General features: G+C 48.8%; 17 protein-coding genes. 13 read left to right on the forward strand and 4 right to left on the reverse strand.

Translation table 11 applies throughout. The features are described from left to right. Positions 1-73 precede the first annotated feature (73 nt). Complete coding sequence (locus tag Pla110_RS09995) at positions 74-871, reverse strand: formylglycine-generating enzyme family protein (protein ID WP_144995637.1); 798 nt, start codon at positions 869-871, stop codon at positions 74-76. 223 nt (positions 872-1,094) lie between these two features. On the opposite strand from Pla110_RS09995, the gene Pla110_RS10000 reads away from it, so the two are divergent. Together Pla110_RS10000 and Pla110_RS10005 are read left to right on the forward strand one after the other, a co-directional pair. Further along, positions 1,095-1,715: a DUF6714 family protein gene (locus tag Pla110_RS10000; RefSeq protein ID WP_144995638.1), complete on the forward strand. Its 621-nt coding sequence runs from the start codon at positions 1,095-1,097 to the stop codon at positions 1,713-1,715. Between the two features lie 147 nt (positions 1,716-1,862). Continuing rightward, entirely contained in the window at positions 1,863-2,423 is a 561-nt protein-coding gene (locus tag Pla110_RS10005) for a hypothetical protein (protein ID WP_144995639.1), read from the forward strand. Between the two features lie 41 nt (positions 2,424-2,464). Here the strand turns inward: Pla110_RS10005 and Pla110_RS10010 are convergent, their stop codons facing one another. Beyond that, complete coding sequence (locus Pla110_RS10010) at positions 2,465-3,148, reverse strand: GntR family transcriptional regulator (protein WP_197440635.1); 684 nt, start codon at positions 3,146-3,148, stop codon at positions 2,465-2,467. A gap of 179 nt (positions 3,149-3,327) precedes the next feature. Here Pla110_RS10010 and Pla110_RS10015 point away from each other — a divergent pair, with 179 nt between their 5' ends. Both Pla110_RS10015 and Pla110_RS10020 read left to right on the forward strand, forming a co-directional pair. Further along, complete coding sequence (locus Pla110_RS10015; protein ID WP_144995641.1) at positions 3,328-4,419, forward strand: NAD(P)/FAD-dependent oxidoreductase; 1,092 nt, start codon at positions 3,328-3,330, stop codon at positions 4,417-4,419. Next, a complete protein-coding gene (locus Pla110_RS10020) occupies positions 4,419-4,982 on the forward strand; it encodes a tRNA (mnm(5)s(2)U34)-methyltransferase (RefSeq protein ID WP_144995642.1) in 564 nt (187 codons plus the stop codon). Before Pla110_RS10015 ends, Pla110_RS10020 begins: the two co-directional genes overlap by 1 nt. Positions 4,983-5,024: 42 nt before the next feature. Here Pla110_RS10020 and Pla110_RS10025 read toward each other — a convergent pair whose 3' ends face one another. After that, the gene (locus tag Pla110_RS10025) at positions 5,025-5,678 is read right to left on the reverse strand and encodes a 4'-phosphopantetheinyl transferase family protein (RefSeq protein ID WP_144995643.1); all 654 of its coding nucleotides are present in this window, start codon (positions 5,676-5,678) and stop codon (positions 5,025-5,027) included. Between the two features lie 206 nt (positions 5,679-5,884). On the opposite strand from Pla110_RS10025, the gene Pla110_RS10030 reads away from it, so the two are divergent. From Pla110_RS10030 to rpsA, 4 genes are all read left to right on the forward strand, one after another. Further along, a complete protein-coding gene (locus tag Pla110_RS10030) occupies positions 5,885-6,589 on the forward strand; it encodes a diacylglycerol/polyprenol kinase family protein (protein ID WP_144995644.1) in 705 nt (234 codons plus the stop codon). Between the two features lie 567 nt (positions 6,590-7,156). After that, positions 7,157-7,630, forward strand: a complete 474-nt coding sequence (gene rimI / locus Pla110_RS10035; RefSeq protein WP_144999662.1) for a ribosomal protein S18-alanine N-acetyltransferase — start codon at positions 7,157-7,159, stop codon at positions 7,628-7,630. Between the two features lie 155 nt (positions 7,631-7,785). Further along, positions 7,786-7,998, forward strand: a complete 213-nt coding sequence (locus Pla110_RS10040) for a hypothetical protein (protein ID WP_144995645.1) — start codon at positions 7,786-7,788, stop codon at positions 7,996-7,998. 801 nt (positions 7,999-8,799) lie between these two features. Then, on the forward strand, positions 8,800-10,770 hold the full coding sequence (gene rpsA, locus Pla110_RS10045) for a 30S ribosomal protein S1 (protein WP_144995646.1): 1,971 nt from the start codon (positions 8,800-8,802) through the stop codon (positions 10,768-10,770). A gap of 422 nt (positions 10,771-11,192) precedes the next feature. Here rpsA and Pla110_RS10050 read toward each other — a convergent pair whose 3' ends face one another. Beyond that, complete coding sequence (locus tag Pla110_RS10050) at positions 11,193-12,485, reverse strand: phosphatase PAP2 family protein (RefSeq protein ID WP_144995647.1); 1,293 nt, start codon at positions 12,483-12,485, stop codon at positions 11,193-11,195. A gap of 543 nt (positions 12,486-13,028) precedes the next feature. Between Pla110_RS10050 and Pla110_RS10055 the strand changes: the two genes are divergently transcribed. The 5 genes from Pla110_RS10055 to Pla110_RS10075 all read left to right on the forward strand — a co-directional run bounded on the left by Pla110_RS10055 (position 13,029) and on the right by Pla110_RS10075 (position 18,704). After that, positions 13,029-13,949, forward strand: coding sequence for an AAA family ATPase (locus Pla110_RS10055; protein WP_144999663.1), 921 nt, complete (start codon positions 13,029-13,031; stop codon positions 13,947-13,949). A 340-nt stretch (positions 13,950-14,289) separates the two neighbouring features. Further along, positions 14,290-14,832 carry a protein-disulfide reductase DsbD domain-containing protein gene (locus Pla110_RS10060; RefSeq protein WP_197440636.1) on the forward strand — a complete coding sequence of 181 codons (543 nt, stop codon included), beginning with the start codon at positions 14,290-14,292 and terminating at the stop codon, positions 14,830-14,832. Between the two features lie 394 nt (positions 14,833-15,226). After that, on the forward strand, positions 15,227-16,741 hold the full coding sequence (pyk, locus tag Pla110_RS10065; RefSeq protein WP_144995649.1) for a pyruvate kinase: 1,515 nt from the start codon (positions 15,227-15,229) through the stop codon (positions 16,739-16,741). A 113-nt stretch (positions 16,742-16,854) separates the two neighbouring features. Then, complete coding sequence (gene solA, locus Pla110_RS10070; RefSeq protein ID WP_144995650.1) at positions 16,855-17,988, forward strand: N-methyl-L-tryptophan oxidase; 1,134 nt, start codon at positions 16,855-16,857, stop codon at positions 17,986-17,988. A 218-nt stretch (positions 17,989-18,206) separates the two neighbouring features. Then, complete coding sequence (locus Pla110_RS10075; protein ID WP_144995651.1) at positions 18,207-18,704, forward strand: hypothetical protein; 498 nt, start codon at positions 18,207-18,209, stop codon at positions 18,702-18,704. The last annotated feature ends 13 nt before the right edge of the window (positions 18,705-18,717 follow it).

Genomic DNA, 18,717 nt, shown 5'->3' on the forward strand with positions numbered 1-18,717 from the left:
GGTAATGGAGTACTTTAATTATGCAGACTGCTAACATGCAGATGAGTTTATCCGAGCAACAAATAAAGGTTCGTCAGGAAGAACCGTTGGATGAGCAGTTCAAAAACTCGTTTGGCATAATGGCCAATCGAAAACCAAGAAAATCAAATCGGTCCTTCGAACTTAACTCACATCTTGCTGCAGACCTTAGACCTCCATATTTGGGTTCAGTATGATATCCGCCCCCCCGGATCATATGTAGACTGTCATTCGATATACCGCACCAATCCTTTTGTGGTTTTATAGGATAATCATCAAATCCATCGACGCACCATTCTGCCACATTTCCATGAACATCATAGAGACCATACAAATTTCGTTTCTTCTCACCGACAGGATGGATGCTTCCAAAACTGTTGTTTTTGTGCCATGCGACGTCATCTAAACACTGATTTGAATCACCACAGAAATAACGGGAAGAGGTGCCAGCACGACAGCTATACTCCCACATTGCTTCTGTGGGTAACGAAAATGCATATCCTTCAGGTAGTTGATTAGAGTATCTCTCATTCAAATTATCGCAGAATTTCATGGCATCATACCAAGTTACCCCAGTTACAGGATGATCAAGTATCTTGCTGGATAACGCGCCAAAACTTGTGTGGAAGTCGGAAGGTATCGATTTCCCAGAGAGAGCGTAGTACTCCTTTCTCGATACTGGATATAGTCCCATGAAAAAGTCAAAAGACAATTCGCAGCTGAAATATCCCTCAATATCATTGTCTCGGCCTACTTCGTTTTCAGGACTCCCCATCATAAATGTGCCCCTTGAAATCTTTCTCATCAGTAGATGTTCAGTACCACCACTCTTTGAGATATATCTAAATCGCATGCTAAGGCCATTCACATAGTCACTTGGGATTAGTTTCGAAACCGTTAAGGTATAGCGATCAGAAGGACTATTGTAATAGAGAGTCCAGGAAATGAAATGTCGAGCAACCGATTCAGCACTTTAAGGTATTTTGGCTGGTTTCATGTAGATAGCCTATTGTGATTCTCAAGTCAGACTCTTCTTCATTTCTTCTCTTACAATGTATTTCGAAGATGATGTTGCCATGAATCAATGGAAACCACTTATCACAGAAGCATTTAAGGATGTAGCGTATCCGGGTGATGATCTCATTAAGACTTTTGGATCCGATGCCTCGGACTGGAATGATACCTGGCTTCTCTTCAAGGGATGTTCATGGCAAGAAATGCCGGTTGCGGAGTTTCTGCAATGTGATACTCCTCTGCCAGATCTGTCACAGGATGGGTTTCATTACTATTTGCCTGCCTTACTCATTGCCAGTCTTGATGATTCATTTGAGTTGAACCTGGATGTCGCTTCGATGATCACTTTCCATTTGTCTCCCAAGGCAAACATGGATCCTGCTCTCCAATGTGAGATCGATCGATTGACCGCCAGGCCTTTTCTTTCGAGAGTGTGGCAGAGTCTCTTTTCGAGAGACACTGACCATGTCATACAAGTCCTGGGTGCATGTCATCATTATACAGTGGTATTCTGTAGTCGAATTATGTCTCTATCACCACAACAGAGGAAAGTGGTCGCACAAGTATTGCAGGAATTCGCAGACAGACAGTGGGAAGAATTGAACGACGTGGAAGAAACCATTTCAATTCTCTATGCCGGACTTTCATATCCAGGCTGCGTGAATGACAATGACAGCAATTAAATGAAAGCCTGAGCTTAGTCACGTTTGGCGAAACGAAGGATGTTAATGACTGACATATGACGAAGAAGGCCTATTGTCAGATGCTACCATTACAGTACACATGGATTTGAAATCTCAAAACTACTTCGGTTAAGACAGTCTCTCAAGATGACACGTCGCAAAAAAAGAATACTTGGATGCAGTGCAACAGTCCTGTTGTCTGGAACGATCCTTTGGATCGGTTTAACAGGGATAAATAGAGTAAATCAGAGCGAGATCGGAACAGGAGAAGTTGTTCCAACAACTCTCCCTGATGAAGCTAATCGAGTAACTCATTCAGATGGTTTTTCGATGATATCACCGCCCGGTTGGGAAGTTTCCATTACTGAATCTTCAGATACGGTACGAATGATGGATTTAAGAGTGTCGAAAAATTACTCAAAACAAAATTCATCAATAGTCATTGAATCAAGGCCTGTGATTTCTAATGATCGTGTAGCACAGCCAGCAGGAACTGAAGAAATAAACTTTAATAACCACAAAGCGTATTGGCGGCAAAAGCTGAGTCAACAAGTGAGTTCGGGGACATTAATGTTCACGGAGAATGGTTATCATTGGGACATAACGATTTACCATCGAGATAAGTACGGCATCCAGAAAGATGAAATGCCTGAATTCTTCTGGGAGTATCTCAATACCTTTCGTAGTAATCCAGTAAAAACTCAGTGAATTCTTCGTTAGCACGCTGAGAAAAGCCTTGCAAACACCTCTTAAATATAGCGTGTGTTCGTTTTCAAATAACGCGTTGAGCTGAGCAGGTGGAACTTCATGGCGGCACCGGCGGTGTCGGCGAGTTTCTGTTCGAGGGCGGAGAGGATTTCCAGGTGCTCGTGGTATTCCCGTTTCAGAATGTCGGGGGCGTCACTGGAATAAGAATAGGTGAGCAGCTTGAAGCTCATGCATTTACGGATCGATTCCTGCAGAGGCAGGTTACCGCATGCTTCGGCGATGGTGATGTGGAGTTGGTAGTCGAACCGGTTGGCGGAGTCTTTCCAGTTTTCTGTCTTCGTCGGGTCGGCTGCGTCGGCCAGGTTTCGTAATTCGGCCAGTTGGGCTTCGGTCAGTCGGTGGGCCGCTTTTTCCGTTGCCGGGGGTTCGAGCAGAATGCGAAGCTCGTGAATGTCCATCAACCAACGTTCCGCGCCAGGAACGACGGTCGCCCGGTGGTTTTTTTCCTGAATGACGATACCATCGTGTAGCAACCGGCTGAGGGCCTGCAGAATGGGGGTCCGGCTGAGATCCAGTTCCCGCGCTAATCGCGTACTCTTCAATTCCGTACCAGCAGGAAGTTCACCGCTGATAATCTTGTGAAGAATCTGGTAGTAGGCGGTCTCGGTCAGCGTCGAATCCGAATTGAGCTCGACCGATTGCGACGTGCTGGCTGCTGGGTTCATGAAGATCAGAGAATTCAGGAGTAGATTGATAGAAGTGTTCAATACGGGCAGATTAAAACTGCCGTATCTTGTTATCATCCGCTTTGAGCGGGACAAACGCAACCGACAGTCTGTCGATTCAGTTGCAACACGAATAGGCCAATGGTGAGCGGGAACGGCTTCAAGGATAGAATCACTTCATGTCAGCGTCGGAATTTGATTATCTGATCGTCGGCCAGGGAATCGCCGGGAGCTGCCTGGCGTGGGAGTTATGGCGTCGCGGGAAATCGTTCCTGTTGGCCGATCCATGCCCATTTGTGACTACGTCCAAGGTGGCGGCGGGGCTGATGACGCCGGTGACAGGCCAACGGCTGGTTCCCAGTTGGCGATTTCTGGAGTTCCGCAATGTCGCTCTTCCGTTCTATCGGGAAATCGAGAAGGTAACAGGCCGGGGCTGCTGTCGCGAATTCACGATGTTGCGGCTCTTTCAAAGTGAACGGGAACAAAACCTGTTTGCAAAAAAGCGAGAAGAGTTAAAATCGTATGTCAGTCCTTCCTCAAGCCGACTGGAAATCGATTCCGATAAATTGAATGCCCCCTGGGGTGGTTTCGAGATGCCGCTGGCGGGCCAGTTGCAGACAGTTCCCTTTCTGGAAGCGACTCGGGACTTCTTCCTGAAACAGGAGAGGTACCGGGAGTTGAGTCTTGATATGGAGCAGGACTTCGACCTTTCTTCGGCGGATAAAGTCTATGTAGCGAAGCTGGACTCCACATTCGGCCGGATTGTTTGCTGTCAGGGAGTAAAGGGAATTGAAACAGAGGGGGTAAACAATTTACCATGGAAGCCAGCCAAGGGCGAAATCCTCACTTTACACATTCCGGGTTTGCAGGAAGAGCGGGTCGTGAATTCAGGAGTCTGGTTAGTACCCCTGGGTGAAGATCGATATCGGGTAGGTTCGACATATGAATGGCAGAACCTAGATCAGGAGGTGACTGAGGCGGGACGGGACGAAATAGTTCGCCGGTTGCAGTCCTTCTTGAAGTTGCCATTTATGGTTATTGATCAACAGGCTGCCGTTCGTCCCGGCTTGGAAGATCAGAAGCCCGTAGCAGGCTCGTTTCCCGACGAACCTCGATTGGCGATTTTGAATGGGTTGGGGTCCAAGGGAGCTTTGATGGCTCCCTGGCTTGTCCAACAACTGGTGGATCATCTGGAGTTCGGAACAGGTATGGATCCTGAAGTGAACTTCGCGACAAGATTGAATAAGAGTTTGAAGAAAACGGATTGCTGATGCGGTTAACAGAACAAGCTCATGAAATCATTCGAAAATCGATGCTGCCTGGCGATGTCGTGATTGATGCGACCGCCGGAAATGGAGTCGATACGCAATTTCTGGCGGAACAGGTTGGTCCTGAAGGGCGCGTCTTTGCTTTTGACATCCAGCAAACGGCGATCGACCAGACCGCCCTGCGGTTGATGAATGCCGACCTGGCTCAGGTGACTTTGGTCTGTGCCTCGCACGCAGAGATGTTTGAATATGTCCCCCCAGAATTTCACGGCATGGTGAATGTGATCATGTTCAATCTGGGATATTTGCCGGGGGGGGATAAGTCCTGCATCACTAAAACAGAGACGACTTTGCTCGCCCTGGAGCAATCGCGGCAACTATTGGCACCCGGTGGGCTCATCACGGTGCTGCTCTATCCCGGACACGAAGGGGGCGACAAAGAAGCCGCCGCTGTTGAAGAATGGTGCGGTGAGTTGGGCGAGGAAGAATTCGAAGTCGAAAGTTTCACTGTCGAAAATCCGGAAGCCCCGCGGTTGTGGGTTCTCGTTCATCGTGGCGATTCCTGAACGGAATATAATCTCCGGCGTTTCAAACGCAGCGATTTATCATCAGCGGTTCAAAGTAACCATTGCCAGTAGATCGTCGTCGACATTCTGCAGGGTCCATTCGCCCCACTGGCGGAGGTCTTCGTCACAGTAAATTGCCGACCAGCTTCCGGTTTCATCCTGCTGAACGGTTATCTGCTGTGGATTGAATCCCTCAATATTCTGGTTCGCCGCTTTATAGGTCGCTTCTTTGAAGGCCCAGATTTCGCTGGCGGCTTTTTGTGGGTTTGTCTGACTTTGAACGAGCTGTTTTTCGGAGTCGTTCATAGCCCAGTCAAATTGCCTGGGAGTAATGTTGCCAGGAGTAATCAGGTCGATGCCTACGGTCTCACCGGTGTTTTCAGTCCAGGCGGCGGCGATATGATGATCGCTGTGGGAAAGGCTGAAGCATCCGGGGAGAATATTTCCGTCCTGAGAAATTTGTGGACGTATCCCCTGCCCTGAAGCATTTCGGGTCTGAATCGAAATGGCTGCTGGGTCGATATTTCGCTCTTTCAGGAGGAGCAGACGAAGGAGCTTCCGTCCCGCTAACCAGGTTGTGCGGCGATGTTCGGCCCGCAAGGGGGCAAGTTCAGCGGATTCCGCTGGAGAAAGGAGTTCCTCCAGGTCGGTCAGGCCGTGCTGTTGCCACTCGCTTTCGAGCTGATTAAACGTCATAATCCTTAAATAGGGCACAAAACGCCTTCGTTTCCTGAGGAGAGCTCAATTTTGCCGGTCTGACCACGGGTTGTTTCGAGCCGGATTCTAGACTCAGAATAGAGAATTCTGCGTTTCCCTCCAATATCAGTGACGCTCCGGCGAAGATCTGGCAGATGGAGGGCTAGGTTTATTGCGCAGGGTAGGCGTTTTTTGGGGCGACATCAATGTCGTCTTCTTCTGAGATCGGAACAACCGTGACGCAATTAAAGGACAAGGCCATCAACGAGGTCGAACCTACAGATAAAATCGTTCCCGAACGGCAGAACAGCGAGTTCTGGCGGAAGTCGCTGCACATGCTGCCCGGCTTGCTACCCTTCTGGCTGACGACGCTTCCTCATGAGGATCCACTGCAGCGGCACTCTTTGGTCTTCGTTACGGTGATCGCAGTGGTTCTGACGTTGCTCTTTATCGTGCTACAGCGCGTGGTCCGTCGCAATAATGAATCCGACTTCCTGCTGACGACGCTTAGCTACCCGATCATTGTTGTCGGAAGCCTGTGGTTATTCCCGGGTAAAATTGAATTCGCCTGCGTGATTGTCGTTATTCTCGCCTTCGGGGACGGGAGCGCGTTTATTGGTGGCAAAAGATGGGGCCGTAAAAAGCTTCCCTGGAATCCAGATAAATCGTGGGCGGGCTTTTTCTCATTCATCGTAGTAGCAGCCCCTATGGCGACTTACCTGTTTTATCAGGTTGCGGATAATCCCTCTGTTTCTTTGTCTAACTCCCTAATTTGTGCAGTAACGGCAACTGTACTGGCAGCTATTGCCGAATCGATTGATACCAAACTGACGGACAATCTCCGTGTGGGATTAGCGGCCGCGCTGGGAGTGATTGGCTCCTGGTTTTTGCTCGTTCCGATGCTTGGCTAAATCCCCCAAACGGGAACTCTGCTATTGCTGGCTGATGCGAATCCCTTTCCAAACAGGGGTTCGCAGGCTAGTAAAACTGGTAGCAGAACCAAGTAGGTCTTCGTTCAGGGATTTGTTCTATAGGTAGATTCTGCCGGAAGAGACGAAGTTTTTTAACTCATTTCCGCGACATGCGAAAAAGCGACCGTTTAATCTGGAGCGACTTTAACGGATTTGACGATTTCTCATATGAAGAGTATTTTCATATTTGTAGAATCGGGAGTGTTTGCTAGAATCGAGTTTCGGTTGAAATAGAAACTTATTCTCAACACTTCAATTTTTCAGAATTCTCTCACTCATTTCTTCCTGTAATTTCACGCGGAATTTGTTCTCCTTAACTAGTAAGTGACGAGTAACTTCCGTAAAAATAAACAGGTCAAATAAACGAGCGTCATCTCACTCGTTGCAGATATTCTGATACGTAAATTCCAGACTCTCCGTTTCTGGTTGGCAAGGAGGCCAAAAGTGCGTGCGGACAATATTTCTGAGCATTTAGACGTCCAGATTCGTTGGCTCATTCGTCGAGACATGCCTCAAGTTCTCGACATCGAGCAAACGAGCTTTGAACAATCTTGGACCGAGGAAGACTTTCTCTGCTCCCTTCGTCAACGCCACTGCATCGGCATGGTTGTAGAACTCAATGAAGAAATCATTGGGTTTATGATCTACGAGCTACACAAAGTCAGCCTTCGGGTGCTTAACTTTGCTGTTGCCGAGCCATATCGTCGACATGGGATCGGCATTCAGATGATTCAAAAACTGATCGACAAGTTGTCTCAACAGCGTCGCAGTGAAATTGATCTGACAGTTCGAGAAACAAATCTGTCGGCCCAATTATTTTATCAGTCACAGGGATTCAAGGCTGTTAACGTATTGCGGGGCCATTACCCCGATACGGATGAAGACGCCTACCTGTTGCGATATCAACTACTGGACGTTCCCGATTGGTTGCCCTTTGAAGGGGTTCGCAATCGGCTTACCGCCTATAAAGATGCCGCTTGAAGGCGTAGTCGTGGTCTTAAGCGACACTACCACAATTGAATTCAAAAAAGGGACTCTCCGGAGTCCCTTTTTTAATTGGTCTGATCACTTCTTGTTGCTAAAGTAGCCTCTGTTGAATTTTTTGCAGGTCCGACTTTGTACACAGGATATGATCGATGGAATGCCCCAATTGCGGCGAACAAATCACCGCTATTCACACCGGAAAAAGTGTCTATTTCAAGTATTTCCGGGGGAAAATGACGACGTGGGAGTCGCTCTTTCAGCAGGCCGCTGATTTCGCGACCCAGCAGGGAGAGGGTAATGTTATCTCGATTTCACATTCTGAGGATCATAAGGATGGCGTTATTACCGTCTGGTACTGGGGGTAATTCGTGAACTCGAGCGAAATGAATGATCGTTTGTCGGATGGCAACCCCTTGGATGATGAATCATCGATAGATCATGTATCACCGGAAGGTTCCCCAGAACAGGAGTTGAAGCCTGGCAGGAGAGATCATGCTACTCGAGAAGCTTAGAACATCGTTTCAGACACAATTACGGGCGTGAATGTCCGGAAAAGTGATAATGTATTTCAGGCGAAGGTCATTGTCGTCTGTGTATTTCTGGGATGCGCTATTGGGGCGATTATTGGCGAGAAAATAGACATTCTGATGTGCTCTCTGGCGGGAGGATTTCTAGGTATGGTTGTTGGTCTTTTCGGAAGTGGTTTTTACCTGATGGTCTCTCGGGCACGGAAACACTTGCGTGGGGACCACAATTAGGCCAAAATCCCTGTTAATTACGGGTTAAAATCGAGATTCAGGCTGTTTTTGAAGGTCTATCGCTGGCAGTAGAATTGCTGTTTCTGCTATATTTCGCCCTTCGACTGGTGCCGTTTAGCTGCGATCTGTTTCGCACAGGTAACTGGTCCTGAACCCTTAACACCTGATTCTACTCCGCTTCACCTCTTTTCGAGCTCCTGTCCCTTCCCGTTGTAAGCCAGCTTTGATTGGTCCTCGGTGAACGTTTCTGGCAGCCTTGTTGCAAGCAGTTGAGTAGAAGTTTGGGAAGAACGCTCCAGGCTACGTGAGCCAAAATGCCGTACCTGTTGAGCCAGTCCTCTTTTTGCTGGAAGTTCTCCTGAGTATTCCATCAGGTTGTCATTAATTGACAGACTGGAATTTTTTAGAATGGTTGATCGGTCGCTGCTACGAGACTTTGCTGTCGAGGATGAAGAGATTCAACGCATCCTTGGCGATGACACCCTCATGAACGAAATCGCTGAGGGCGAATCTGCCATGGACGAGCTCTACAACGAGCTTGCTTCCAACGTCGATGTAAATCAAATCATCGAAGGTACCATCATTCGTGTCGATGGCGAAGAAGTCCTCGTAGACATTGGATACAAGAGCGAAGGTGTTGTCTTCCGTGATGAATGGAACGAAGACGAAGATGCTCCGGAGCCCGGACAAAAAGTCCAGGTCCTGCTTGACGAAATTGAAGACCACCTCGGATTCATTCTGCTCTCAAAACGCAAAGCAGACCGTATCCGCGAATGGGAAAAAATCATCGCGACTCATGCCGAAGGCGACATCGTCCGCGGTACAGTGGTTCGCAAAATCAAAGGTGGTTTGCTTATCAATATCGGCGTGAACGTCTTTCTGCCGGCCAGTCAGGTCGACATTCGCCGTCCGTCCGATATTGCTGACTTCATTGGTGAAGAGATCGAATGTGTGATCTTGAAAATCGATGAAAACCGTCGCAATATTGTTGTCTCTCGACGTAAGCTTATCGAAGACAAACGAGAACGTCTCAAATCAGACATCCTGGCCGAACTCGAAGATGGTCAGATCCGCAAAGGTGTCGTCAAGAACATCGCCGACTTCGGTGCGTTCGTCGACCTGGGCGGTATCGACGGTCTGCTGCACATTACAGACATGAGCTGGGGTCGTATTGATCATCCTTCCCGCATGGTTGAAATTGATGAAGAGATCGAAGTGATGATCCTCAACATCGACCGCGAGAAAGAAAAGATCGCTCTTGGCCTGAAACAGAAAACTCCGAGCCCTTGGGAAAACATCACCGAGAAGTATCCGGTGGGTGGCAAGGTCGAAGGCGAAGTTGTCAACGTGATGACTTACGGTGCTTTCGTCAAACTCGAAGATGGTATCGAAGGTTTGGTTCACATCAGCGAGATGTCCTGGACCAAACGTATTAATCATCCTAACGAACTCGTCAACATTGGTGACAAAGTTCAAGTGGTGGTTCTCGGTATCAACGAAGACAAACAGGAAATTTCACTGGGTATGAAACAGACCCAGCCGAACCCCTGGGACGATGTTACTGCCAAATACCCCGAAGGGGGCCGCGTCAAAGGAACCGTCCGCAACCTCACCAACTATGGTGCCTTCATCGAACTTGAAGAAGGTGTGGACGGCCTGCTACACGTTAGCGACATGTCCTGGACTCGCAAAATCTCTCACGCCAGCGAAATGCTGAAAAAGGGAGACGAAATCGAGTGTCTGGTCCTGTCTGTTGATGAAGAACGACGACGTATCGCTCTTGGTCTGAAACAACTGGACGACGACCCCTGGGCCAACGAAATCCCGACGAAATACAACGTCGGAACCATCGTTACCGGTCAGGTTACCAAGATCACCAACTTTGGTGTCTTTGTTCAGCTTGAGCCGGAACTCGAAGGTCTGCTGCACGTTTCTGAGCTTGCCGATGAGAAAATCGAAAAGCCCGAAGACGTCGTCAAAGTGGGCGAAGAGATCGAAGTCCGCGTTCTGCGTGTTGATGAAGACGAGCGGAAAATCGGCCTCAGTCGTAAGCTTGATGCCGATCTCTCTGAGGAATCTGGAGAAAGCGAATCTGCTGGCGGCGAAGGGGGCGACCGTAAACGTCCTGAATCGCTTAAAGGGGGAACAGGTAGTTCCGCTGGACCGCTCTTCTCAATGGGGGCGTCTGAAGCCGAAACAGAAGGCGAGACTGCTACGGAAGCAGAACCAGAAGCTGAAGCCACTGAATCCGAATCGGATGAAGCTAAAGCAGAACCTGAAGTAGAAGCTGCTGAGCCAGAAGCGGAAGCTGAACCCGAAGTTGAAACTGCCGAAGCTGAAACTTCAGAAGAAGAGAAACCAGCCGAAAGTGCTGAATAGTCATTCTTAACCGTCACCTTGGTGGCGGAGGAATAATCATAAACGCAGCCTGCTTTCAGAAATGAAGGCAGGCTGTTTTTTTTATACTGACTTAAAACCAGACGATCGCTCTCTTTGCCAATCGACTTACCCAAGATTGCTTCAATCCTCTTCGGTGACTTGAATAGACTTTACAAACCGTCCCCATGTAGCTGATTCAAGGTTCTCAAGAGCATTCCATTAACATTAACCAGTGCATTGCATTAAATCGTAGCCGGTTTTGATGGCGCAATATCACGGTGTCTTGAAGAACTGCCGTACTTAATCCGTCACGGAGAACTGATCTTAGTTCTATAACCCATTCCAGATAAACGTAGCGTATTCTGGCGGAGCAGCCTGCTGTTTTAAAGGCTTTGAGCCGCCACACTTATTCTGGACAGGATCTAGAACCGTGTATCGAACATGATTCCTGAGCTACCTTGCACCGGATCGATGTAGGGGTAGTAAGTCACGTTTTCGTACTGGTCAAGATGCCGCGCTGCAATGGTTTTACCGATGACACATCCGAGTGCAGCGCCGAAGAGGACATCGGAGAGATCGTGGTCGCGTTCGTCAAGACGGCTCCACCCGATCAATCCGGCAACGGCGTAAGCGGGAGCTCCTGCTTTCCAGCCATAGTATTCTTCCACCACGGAGGCCATCGCAAAGCTGCTGGCGGTGTGGTAGCTCGGGAAGCCATATTGGCCATCATTCCAGTCGTTACTGGGGCGGTCCGTATTGGCTACCCCCTTCACGGCCAAAGTGGTCAGGCTTGTGACGGTATAGGCACTAATAAGAGCTTTACTGAAGTCATGAAGTTCCGCATCTTCCTGATAGAGACTCCATCCGTAGATCCCAAACATTATCGGAATTTGAACCTGAGGTTCTCCTAGTTTTCCGAGGAATTCGGAGCCTCGTCCCCAGCGTTTGGGATGTCGCGCTGTATTTTCTCGTACTTCTCCGTCGACGTCCTGACGAATTGCGATCGCCCCACCAAGGGCAATACCAAGCACGATCAGGTTATCCCGGTTTACAACGGCTTTTGCGTCATCCCACAGCATTGGAATGAAGTCGTGAGCGTCTTCTTTGAAGGAGAGGCAGTGATGGGAACCGCAGGGACTGGAATAGGGTTGTGTGAAGACTTGATCCGGGTCATGCAGGTAGTTGTCTGCTGAACTTTCTGATTGCGAATACGCACTCTCTGTAAAAACATACTCAGCCGCTGTGGGGGGGGCGGAGGCCAGGGAATGATATCCGGGGGCTTCAAATCCCGTCATTGGCGTATAACGGTCAGAAGCAGTGGCTACGCTTAAAGATTCAACAAGTGGATCGTCGTTTCCGTTTCCAAAGAGCTCTTCTACAGTCGTATAAGCACCGACGGGAGGTCGCTGATCAGTAGGATCGAAGTAAACCGTGCTGACATTGTCTATTAGCGAAATCGGTCTTGAAGCTGGAGGAACATTTTGTGGTTCCAATCCCGAAGCGAGAGCCGATGCCAAATCTGATGGTTGCGACCAGATCCCGATGTCATTTGAAACGAAAGCGGTCCCTTCAAAAGCGGAATCGAAGGGTTCATCAGCCCAGCTTTGCGAGTTTATTCCAATAAGGTTGACCAGGAAAGTTAGTCCGAGAAGTACCCGCCACGCACCAGTGTGGCACGCTAGACCGGGTTTTCTCTCGCTGGTCGTCTGGAACATAAAACGAAACTCTTGACTATTTTATCTGGAATCCGTGTTCGGAAACCTTGGAAATAGAAAGGTGGGAGTCTGCAAATAAACGGTTGTATTTGAAGGAACAAGGAGAGCTTAGTGTGTTAAGCATTCAGGCTGAGCAAATGGAAGATCATGGAGTCTACATGCACTGTCCCCGGTCTTATATCGTCTGATCGAATTCTGGTTGTGTAGAGAATCTGTATAGCCCAGGGGAAACACTCAAAAACGATTTTGCCGATATGTAAATTTCCCGATTTTTCGGAGGAGGTGTTTAAAGTAAGAAAGGGGGATGGATCGGTTGAAATCTCGTGGCGAGAAAGTTCTCATGAACGTACGAACTTGCGGACATCTCTTCTGATTAATCGATTTCGCCGCTTCGGTTTGTTTAAAAATCAGGACTTTCAGGCGTTTTACCTCCATTCAACGTATGAATTACTGACAACAACCCCCTCCTCACGTCTATAAAACATGTTTCTGCTTCCAATTCTGGATTAGAAAGTCTGCACCGTGTCTACCACGATTCAAAGTATGTTGGAGTCACTTGAGGCCGAGTTAGGGAAAATTCTCTTAGGGAAACCCGAACCAATTCGGCTGGTTTTGATTGCGATGCTCTCTGAAGGGCATGTTTTACTGGAGGATGTACCTGGGGTAGGCAAAACCTCGTTGGCGAAAGGGGTTGCGAAAATCTTCGACTGCGATTTCAAGCGATTGCAGTTTACGCCCGATATGCTGCCCAGTGACATTCTGGGGTCGAGCGTGTTCCTCTCCAATACATCAGAATTCGAGTTCCGCAAAGGACCGATCTTTACCAATGTGCTGTTGGCGGATGAAATTAATCGGACCACTCCGCGAACACAAAGTGCCCTGCTCGAAGCAATGGAAGAACATCAGGTTAGCGCCGAAGGGGTTACTTACAAATTAGAAAAACCGTTCTTTGTGATCGCGACTCAGAACCCGTTTGAGTCGGAAGGAACTTATCCTCTTCCCGAAAATCAATTGGACCGTTTCATTATCTGCACCGAGATCGGGTATCCCCAACGGGAAGTCGAGAAAAATGTACTGAAATCTCATCGGGCAGGTAGCTTGCTCGATGCTGATCTGCAATCAATTAGCACCGATTCCCTGCTGGAAATGCAGAGGCAGGTTCGCGAGGTTCAAGTCGATGATTCGATCTATGACTATTTGCTCGACATCGTTGAGGCGACACGAAATCATGAGCAATTACGAATGGGCGTCAGCACACGGGCTGCGTTAACCTTTTATCGGGCTGCGCAAAGTCTGGCCTTCATGGAAGGGCGAGATTACGTTATTCCCGATGATATTAAACAGTTGGCTATCCCCGTGCTGGCGCATCGGGTTGTCTGCCGCGGTTTCGTGCGCGAAGGCCAGCGGGATAAGGCTAAAGAAGTCATCCGCCAGATTCTCGAAAGCACCTCAACCCCTGCGTAGCTAACTTACGGGGCAGGATGGGTGGTTTTGTTCACTGGTCCGATGCCGGACTGGACCCTCAGTTGGAGATGAATTAGAATCTCTTCTAGTGGGTTAACTGATTATGTGTTGTTTCCATTGGACCGTTGTGTCTGTGGATTCGAGCAAACTGCTCCCTGGCTGGTCGGAGCATTGAAACTTTGATGAGAATACGAATTGTTCTTTACTGGAGAACCTGTATTGAATAATCCGTCAGTCCCTCACCGTCTTCTGTTGAAGCAACTATGGAAAGTCGCAGTGAAGCCGCATCGGGATGGAGTCCCTCTTCGCTTTGCTACGGCCAGAACTAAAGGATGAATGCATGTTTCGGACCGCTACTCTGCTTGCTGTTACCCTCTTACTGACGACTCAGCTGATGACGAATACGGAGGGCTTGAATGCCGCTGAAAAAGCCAGCAAAAGAATCAAACCTCAAGTCTTCCTGGAATACAACAAGCTACCCGCCGGTGGCAAATGCCGAGTGATCATGGAAGTTCAGGTTGAAAAAGGCTGGCATATCAACGCGAATCCCGCAGAGCCTGACCTTCTGATTCCCACCACCTTTTCGATCAAGTCGGCGCAAGGGATCAAATTGACGGACGTCAAATATCCCAAACATCACGTAATCTCCATTGAAGGCGTCGGTAAAGCGAACGTTTATGATGGAAAAATCAGAATTTCCGGAATTTTAAATGTTCCGTCTTCCGCCGCGGGTTCAGTTGATGAACTTCAATTGGTTGTCAATTATCAGGCCTGCGATGATCGCAGCTGTGAACGACCGGATGTGGCGACGATCAAAGGGAAAATCCCAGTGGTTGCTTCTGCCAGCGAGCTAAAGAAAACCAACCCGGAATACTTTGATTAAGACAAGTTCAGTCTGTAAGTTGCTCATAATTAACAACTTACAGTGTTGAGTTGCGGAAAGTCCCGAATGTCACAATTTCGGGGTCTTTCCGACTTTCATTCGAATTACAAGCTATCCTTGTGATAATCGAGATCACGAGCCCTACGGAATACGCGCCAACTTCGCTCTGGTTTTCACCACGTTAAAGATGTCTGGATAAAATACTTCGGTTTGACTTTTTTACCGTTACGCCGAAACCGCTGTTCAGAAAGATGACGTTCGCCTCTGACTTATTAGTTTAAGCGCAAAACGAGTCGTCTCCTGGCAGGGATTTTGCGATTACCGTCCTACGTTTGCCACTTTCGTGTTGCGCTCAGAAAATCTCCCCACTCTAACAATTATTGGAATCACAAAGATGGAAGCTTCCGTCGACAATTCTGCCAGCACTAATCCAGGTTCTGTTGTGCATGAACGAAAAGAATATCTGGAATCGGTACTCGCCAAAACGAAAATTATTGCGACGGTAGGTCCGGCCTCGGAGTCTGTCGAACAGATTCGGGAATTGGTTCAGGCAGGAGCGGACCTGTTTCGTCTCAACTTCGCACATGGTACCCACGAATGGCTTGAGGGTATTCTGAAAAACATCCGCAAAGTATCCAAGGAATTGGGACGTCCGATTGCTGTTCTCGGCGATTTGAGCGGTCCTAAAATTCGTCTCGGCGTATTACCTGAAGAAGGTTTCTGTTGTCAGGCGGGCGGGCGTTTTGAATTCATCCGTAATCCGGACCCCAACGATCCCACACGACTGACTTGTACTTACGAATCATTGATTGACGACCTGCAACCAGGCGATCCTGTAATTCTGGCCGACGGCACGGTTCATATGCGTGTCGTTGAGAAACCTGAAGGTCAGGACAAAGTTGTCTGCATCGTAGAGCAGGCAGGATGTATTCGCAGTCGACAGGGAATTAACTTACCGGGAGCGAAACTCAGTACACCTTGTCTGACCGATAAAGACCGGGAAGACCTGACTTGGGCTTTGAATAACCGCCTTGATTTCATCGGTCTCAGCTTTGTTCGCGAGGCAAACGACATCGACATGCTGAAGCAGGCGATTGAGGATCACAATCCAGAGTATCGCCCTTCCATCGTCGCCAAAATTGAAAAAACCGAAGCGATTGATGATCTTGATGGCATTCTCGATCGAACCGACGCCGTGATGGTGGCTCGTGGTGACTTGGGTGTCGAAGCTGATATCGCCATTGTACCACTGTTGCAAAAAGACATTATTCGCCGCTGTAACCAACGACGTATTCCCGTGATTACTGCCACACAAATGCTGGACAGCATGCACACCAGCGAATTGCCAACTCGAGCTGAAGCGAGCGACGTGGCGAATGCGGTTCTTGATGGAACTGACGCTGTCATGCTTTCCGGTGAAAGTGCGATCGGCCAGAACCCACGCAAAGCGGTTTCTACAATGAGCCGTATCTGCCACGAAGCGGAGCAGTTTATTAAAGCTCATGCTGCGGACGAAGTTTCTCATCCGTCCTCTTCAAAAGCGACCTTGATCACGGAAGCCGTTACTTTAGGCGCCTTTATGGCAGCGGAAAAACTCAACGTGGAAATGATCGCGGTGGCAACCCACTCTGGTCGTACTGCGATGGCTCTTTCTAAACAGCGAAGCCAAGTGCCGATCGTGGCATTAACAGACAACTATCACACTGCTCAAAAGATGTGCCTCTACTGGGGCGTCATTCCCCTTTACACACAAGTTGTCGGCAAAACGCCCGAGCGACTCCTGCAGTATGTTCTCGATTGGAGTACCGATCACAACCTGCTGAAATCGGGTGACCGCGTGATCGTCTTGGGATCAACCGCTTGGACCGAACCTGGTCAGAACATGATGCAGGTACACGCGGTGAAGTAGAGCTGCCGCACTGGATTGTTTATAAAAGAGAATTGTTTATAAAAGGGACCCGTTGTGAGTATCGCAACGGGTCCCTTTTTTATCATGTCCATCACTGCTACGGAGAAGGCTCTATGCCACGTCCGATATTCGACTGTGCTGTAATCGGACTAGGTGGCGTCGGAAGTGCCGCCGCTTATCATCTTGCGCGGCGTGGAGTGAATGTACTCGGGTTGGAACAGTTTACTCCAGCTCATGATTTGGGTAGTTCTCATGGTGAAACTCGCATTATCCGGCAGGCCTATTTTGAACATCCCAATTACGTCCCGTTGATTCTCAGGGCGTATGAGTTGTTCAAGGAGCTGGAGGAGACGTCAGGAAAACAATTGCTGCAGCAATGTGGATTGCTTCTTGCCGGTCCACCGGAAGGAGAAACGATACAAGGGGCACGATTGGCTCAGCATTTACATCAAATTCCATTGGAGTCTGTGCGTGCGGCCGATTGGGAAGATCGCTTTCCCGGGTTTCGCATCCCCAATGGATTCGATGTTGTCTTCGAACCGGTCGCGGGTTTTCTTCATGTCGAAGAGACAGTGCGGACACATCTTGATGAAGCACAAAAAGCGGGAGCTGATCTCCGTTTCAATATTGAAGTTATAAACTGGCGTAAAGAAGGTGATCAGTTCGTCATTACCACCGAATTCGAAGAATTCATCGCACACAAGCTCATCGTCACTGCGGGGGCCTGGACGAGTGAATTGTTGAATTCACTCAACGTTCCATTGCAGGTGCGTCGTGTCGTGCTCTGTTGGAACAAGGTTCAATCGGATTGCTACAATCTGTCTCAGGGAGGGAGCTGTTTCTTCATGGAAACAGCTCTGGGTGAGTTTTATGGTTTTCCGTCGCTCGATGGCCAAAAGCTGAAACTGGCAGAGCATGGCGGAGGACTCGACATCGCAAATCCTGACGAGTTAATTCGTACGAAGTTGGCTGGCGATGGTGATCGAGTGGCTCAATTCATTGAGAGCTTCATGCCGCAGCTCAAGCCTCAGTCGGAGCGGCAAGCCGTTTGTATGTATACATTATCGCCCGATCATCATTTTCTGGTCGACGAACACCCCGATATTACTGGAATCTATCTAGGTGCCGGCTTTTCAGGTCACGGGTTCAAGTTTACTTCCGTCTTAGGGGAAATTCTCGCTGATCTGGGAAGTGAAGGACGGACGGAGCATCCGATCGACTTTCTGCGGTTGTCCCGCTTCGAGTGAGATCAACCTGTTGAACTTCTGGGGACTCTGTTGTTGTTCGGACGGCTAAACCATTGATGGAGACCGTTTTTCTCTTTTGATACATTCGTTGAGGTATAAGTTAGGGCTAGTCACCTTATCGACAAACGGACTATGATATAGTGATCTGGGCCCGTTTTCGCTTTCCTGTTTGTCTTCATACGGGAAGGCTCCGGTGTAAATTAAATAGGAAAGATAAGATGAAGCAGAAAAAAACATTATGTATGGGGCTGGTTCTCGGAGTGCTCGCAGGGATCACTGTTTCCTATTGCCTGCCTTCGCAGCCAACCAAAGCGAGCACCGTCGACCGGGCGGAGAAGTTCATCATGGCGACCTGTCCTGTGGATGGTTCATCCGAAGCAGTATTTGTTCTCGATCTACTGTCGGGGCAACTTCGAGGAGCCTGGTTGAATCCTCGTAGTGGTCGATTCACCAACTTCTACTCTTACAATATTGCTGGCGATTTCAACATCGACCCTGCAGCGGGACAGCCATCCTTCACGTTGACTACGGGCGTCGCCAGCTTGCCGAACACGGGACGTGCCCAGAATGGTAATGGGGTTATCTACGTCGCCGAATTGACCACGGGTCAGGTTAACGCCTATATGCTGCAGTACAATACGAATCAGAACCAGCAGAATCAGCAGGCACCGATCACTCGGCTCGATAGCTTCCCATGGCGAGCTGTCCTGGAGTAAGCTAGAACTCAGT

The sequence above is a fragment of the Polystyrenella longa genome, assembly GCF_007750395.1.
GTDB lineage: Bacteria > Planctomycetota > Planctomycetia > Planctomycetales > Planctomycetaceae > Polystyrenella > Polystyrenella longa.

What these genes read in the sequence shown, in the direction of transcription:
- Pla110_RS09995 (WP_144995637.1), bottom strand. Translation starts at nt 871, where the DNA reads ATGCGATTTAGATATATCTCAAAGAGTGGTGGTACTGAACATCTACTG.
- Pla110_RS10000 (WP_144995638.1), top strand. Translation starts at nt 1,095, where the DNA reads ATGAATCAATGGAAACCACTTATCACAGAAGCATTTAAGGATGTAGCG.
- Pla110_RS10005 (WP_144995639.1), top strand. Translation starts at nt 1,863, where the DNA reads ATGACACGTCGCAAAAAAAGAATACTTGGATGCAGTGCAACAGTCCTG.
- Pla110_RS10010 (WP_197440635.1), bottom strand. Translation starts at nt 3,148, where the DNA reads ATGAACCCAGCAGCCAGCACGTCGCAATCGGTCGAGCTCAATTCGGAT.
- Pla110_RS10015 (WP_144995641.1), top strand. Translation starts at nt 3,328, where the DNA reads ATGTCAGCGTCGGAATTTGATTATCTGATCGTCGGCCAGGGAATCGCC.
- Pla110_RS10020 (WP_144995642.1), top strand. Translation starts at nt 4,419, where the DNA reads ATGCGGTTAACAGAACAAGCTCATGAAATCATTCGAAAATCGATGCTG.
- Pla110_RS10025 (WP_144995643.1), bottom strand. Translation starts at nt 5,678, where the DNA reads ATGACGTTTAATCAGCTCGAAAGCGAGTGGCAACAGCACGGCCTGACC.
- Pla110_RS10030 (WP_144995644.1), top strand. Translation starts at nt 5,885, where the DNA reads ATGTCGTCTTCTTCTGAGATCGGAACAACCGTGACGCAATTAAAGGAC.
- rimI (WP_144999662.1), top strand. Translation starts at nt 7,157, where the DNA reads ATGCCTCAAGTTCTCGACATCGAGCAAACGAGCTTTGAACAATCTTGG.
- Pla110_RS10040 (WP_144995645.1), top strand. Translation starts at nt 7,786, where the DNA reads ATGGAATGCCCCAATTGCGGCGAACAAATCACCGCTATTCACACCGGA.
- rpsA (WP_144995646.1), top strand. Translation starts at nt 8,800, where the DNA reads ATGGTTGATCGGTCGCTGCTACGAGACTTTGCTGTCGAGGATGAAGAG.
- Pla110_RS10050 (WP_144995647.1), bottom strand. Translation starts at nt 12,485, where the DNA reads ATGTTCCAGACGACCAGCGAGAGAAAACCCGGTCTAGCGTGCCACACT.
- Pla110_RS10055 (WP_144999663.1), top strand. Translation starts at nt 13,029, where the DNA reads ATGTTGGAGTCACTTGAGGCCGAGTTAGGGAAAATTCTCTTAGGGAAA.
- Pla110_RS10060 (WP_197440636.1), top strand. Translation starts at nt 14,290, where the DNA reads ATGTTTCGGACCGCTACTCTGCTTGCTGTTACCCTCTTACTGACGACT.
- pyk (WP_144995649.1), top strand. Translation starts at nt 15,227, where the DNA reads ATGGAAGCTTCCGTCGACAATTCTGCCAGCACTAATCCAGGTTCTGTT.
- solA (WP_144995650.1), top strand. Translation starts at nt 16,855, where the DNA reads ATGCCACGTCCGATATTCGACTGTGCTGTAATCGGACTAGGTGGCGTC.
- Pla110_RS10075 (WP_144995651.1), top strand. Translation starts at nt 18,207, where the DNA reads ATGAAGCAGAAAAAAACATTATGTATGGGGCTGGTTCTCGGAGTGCTC.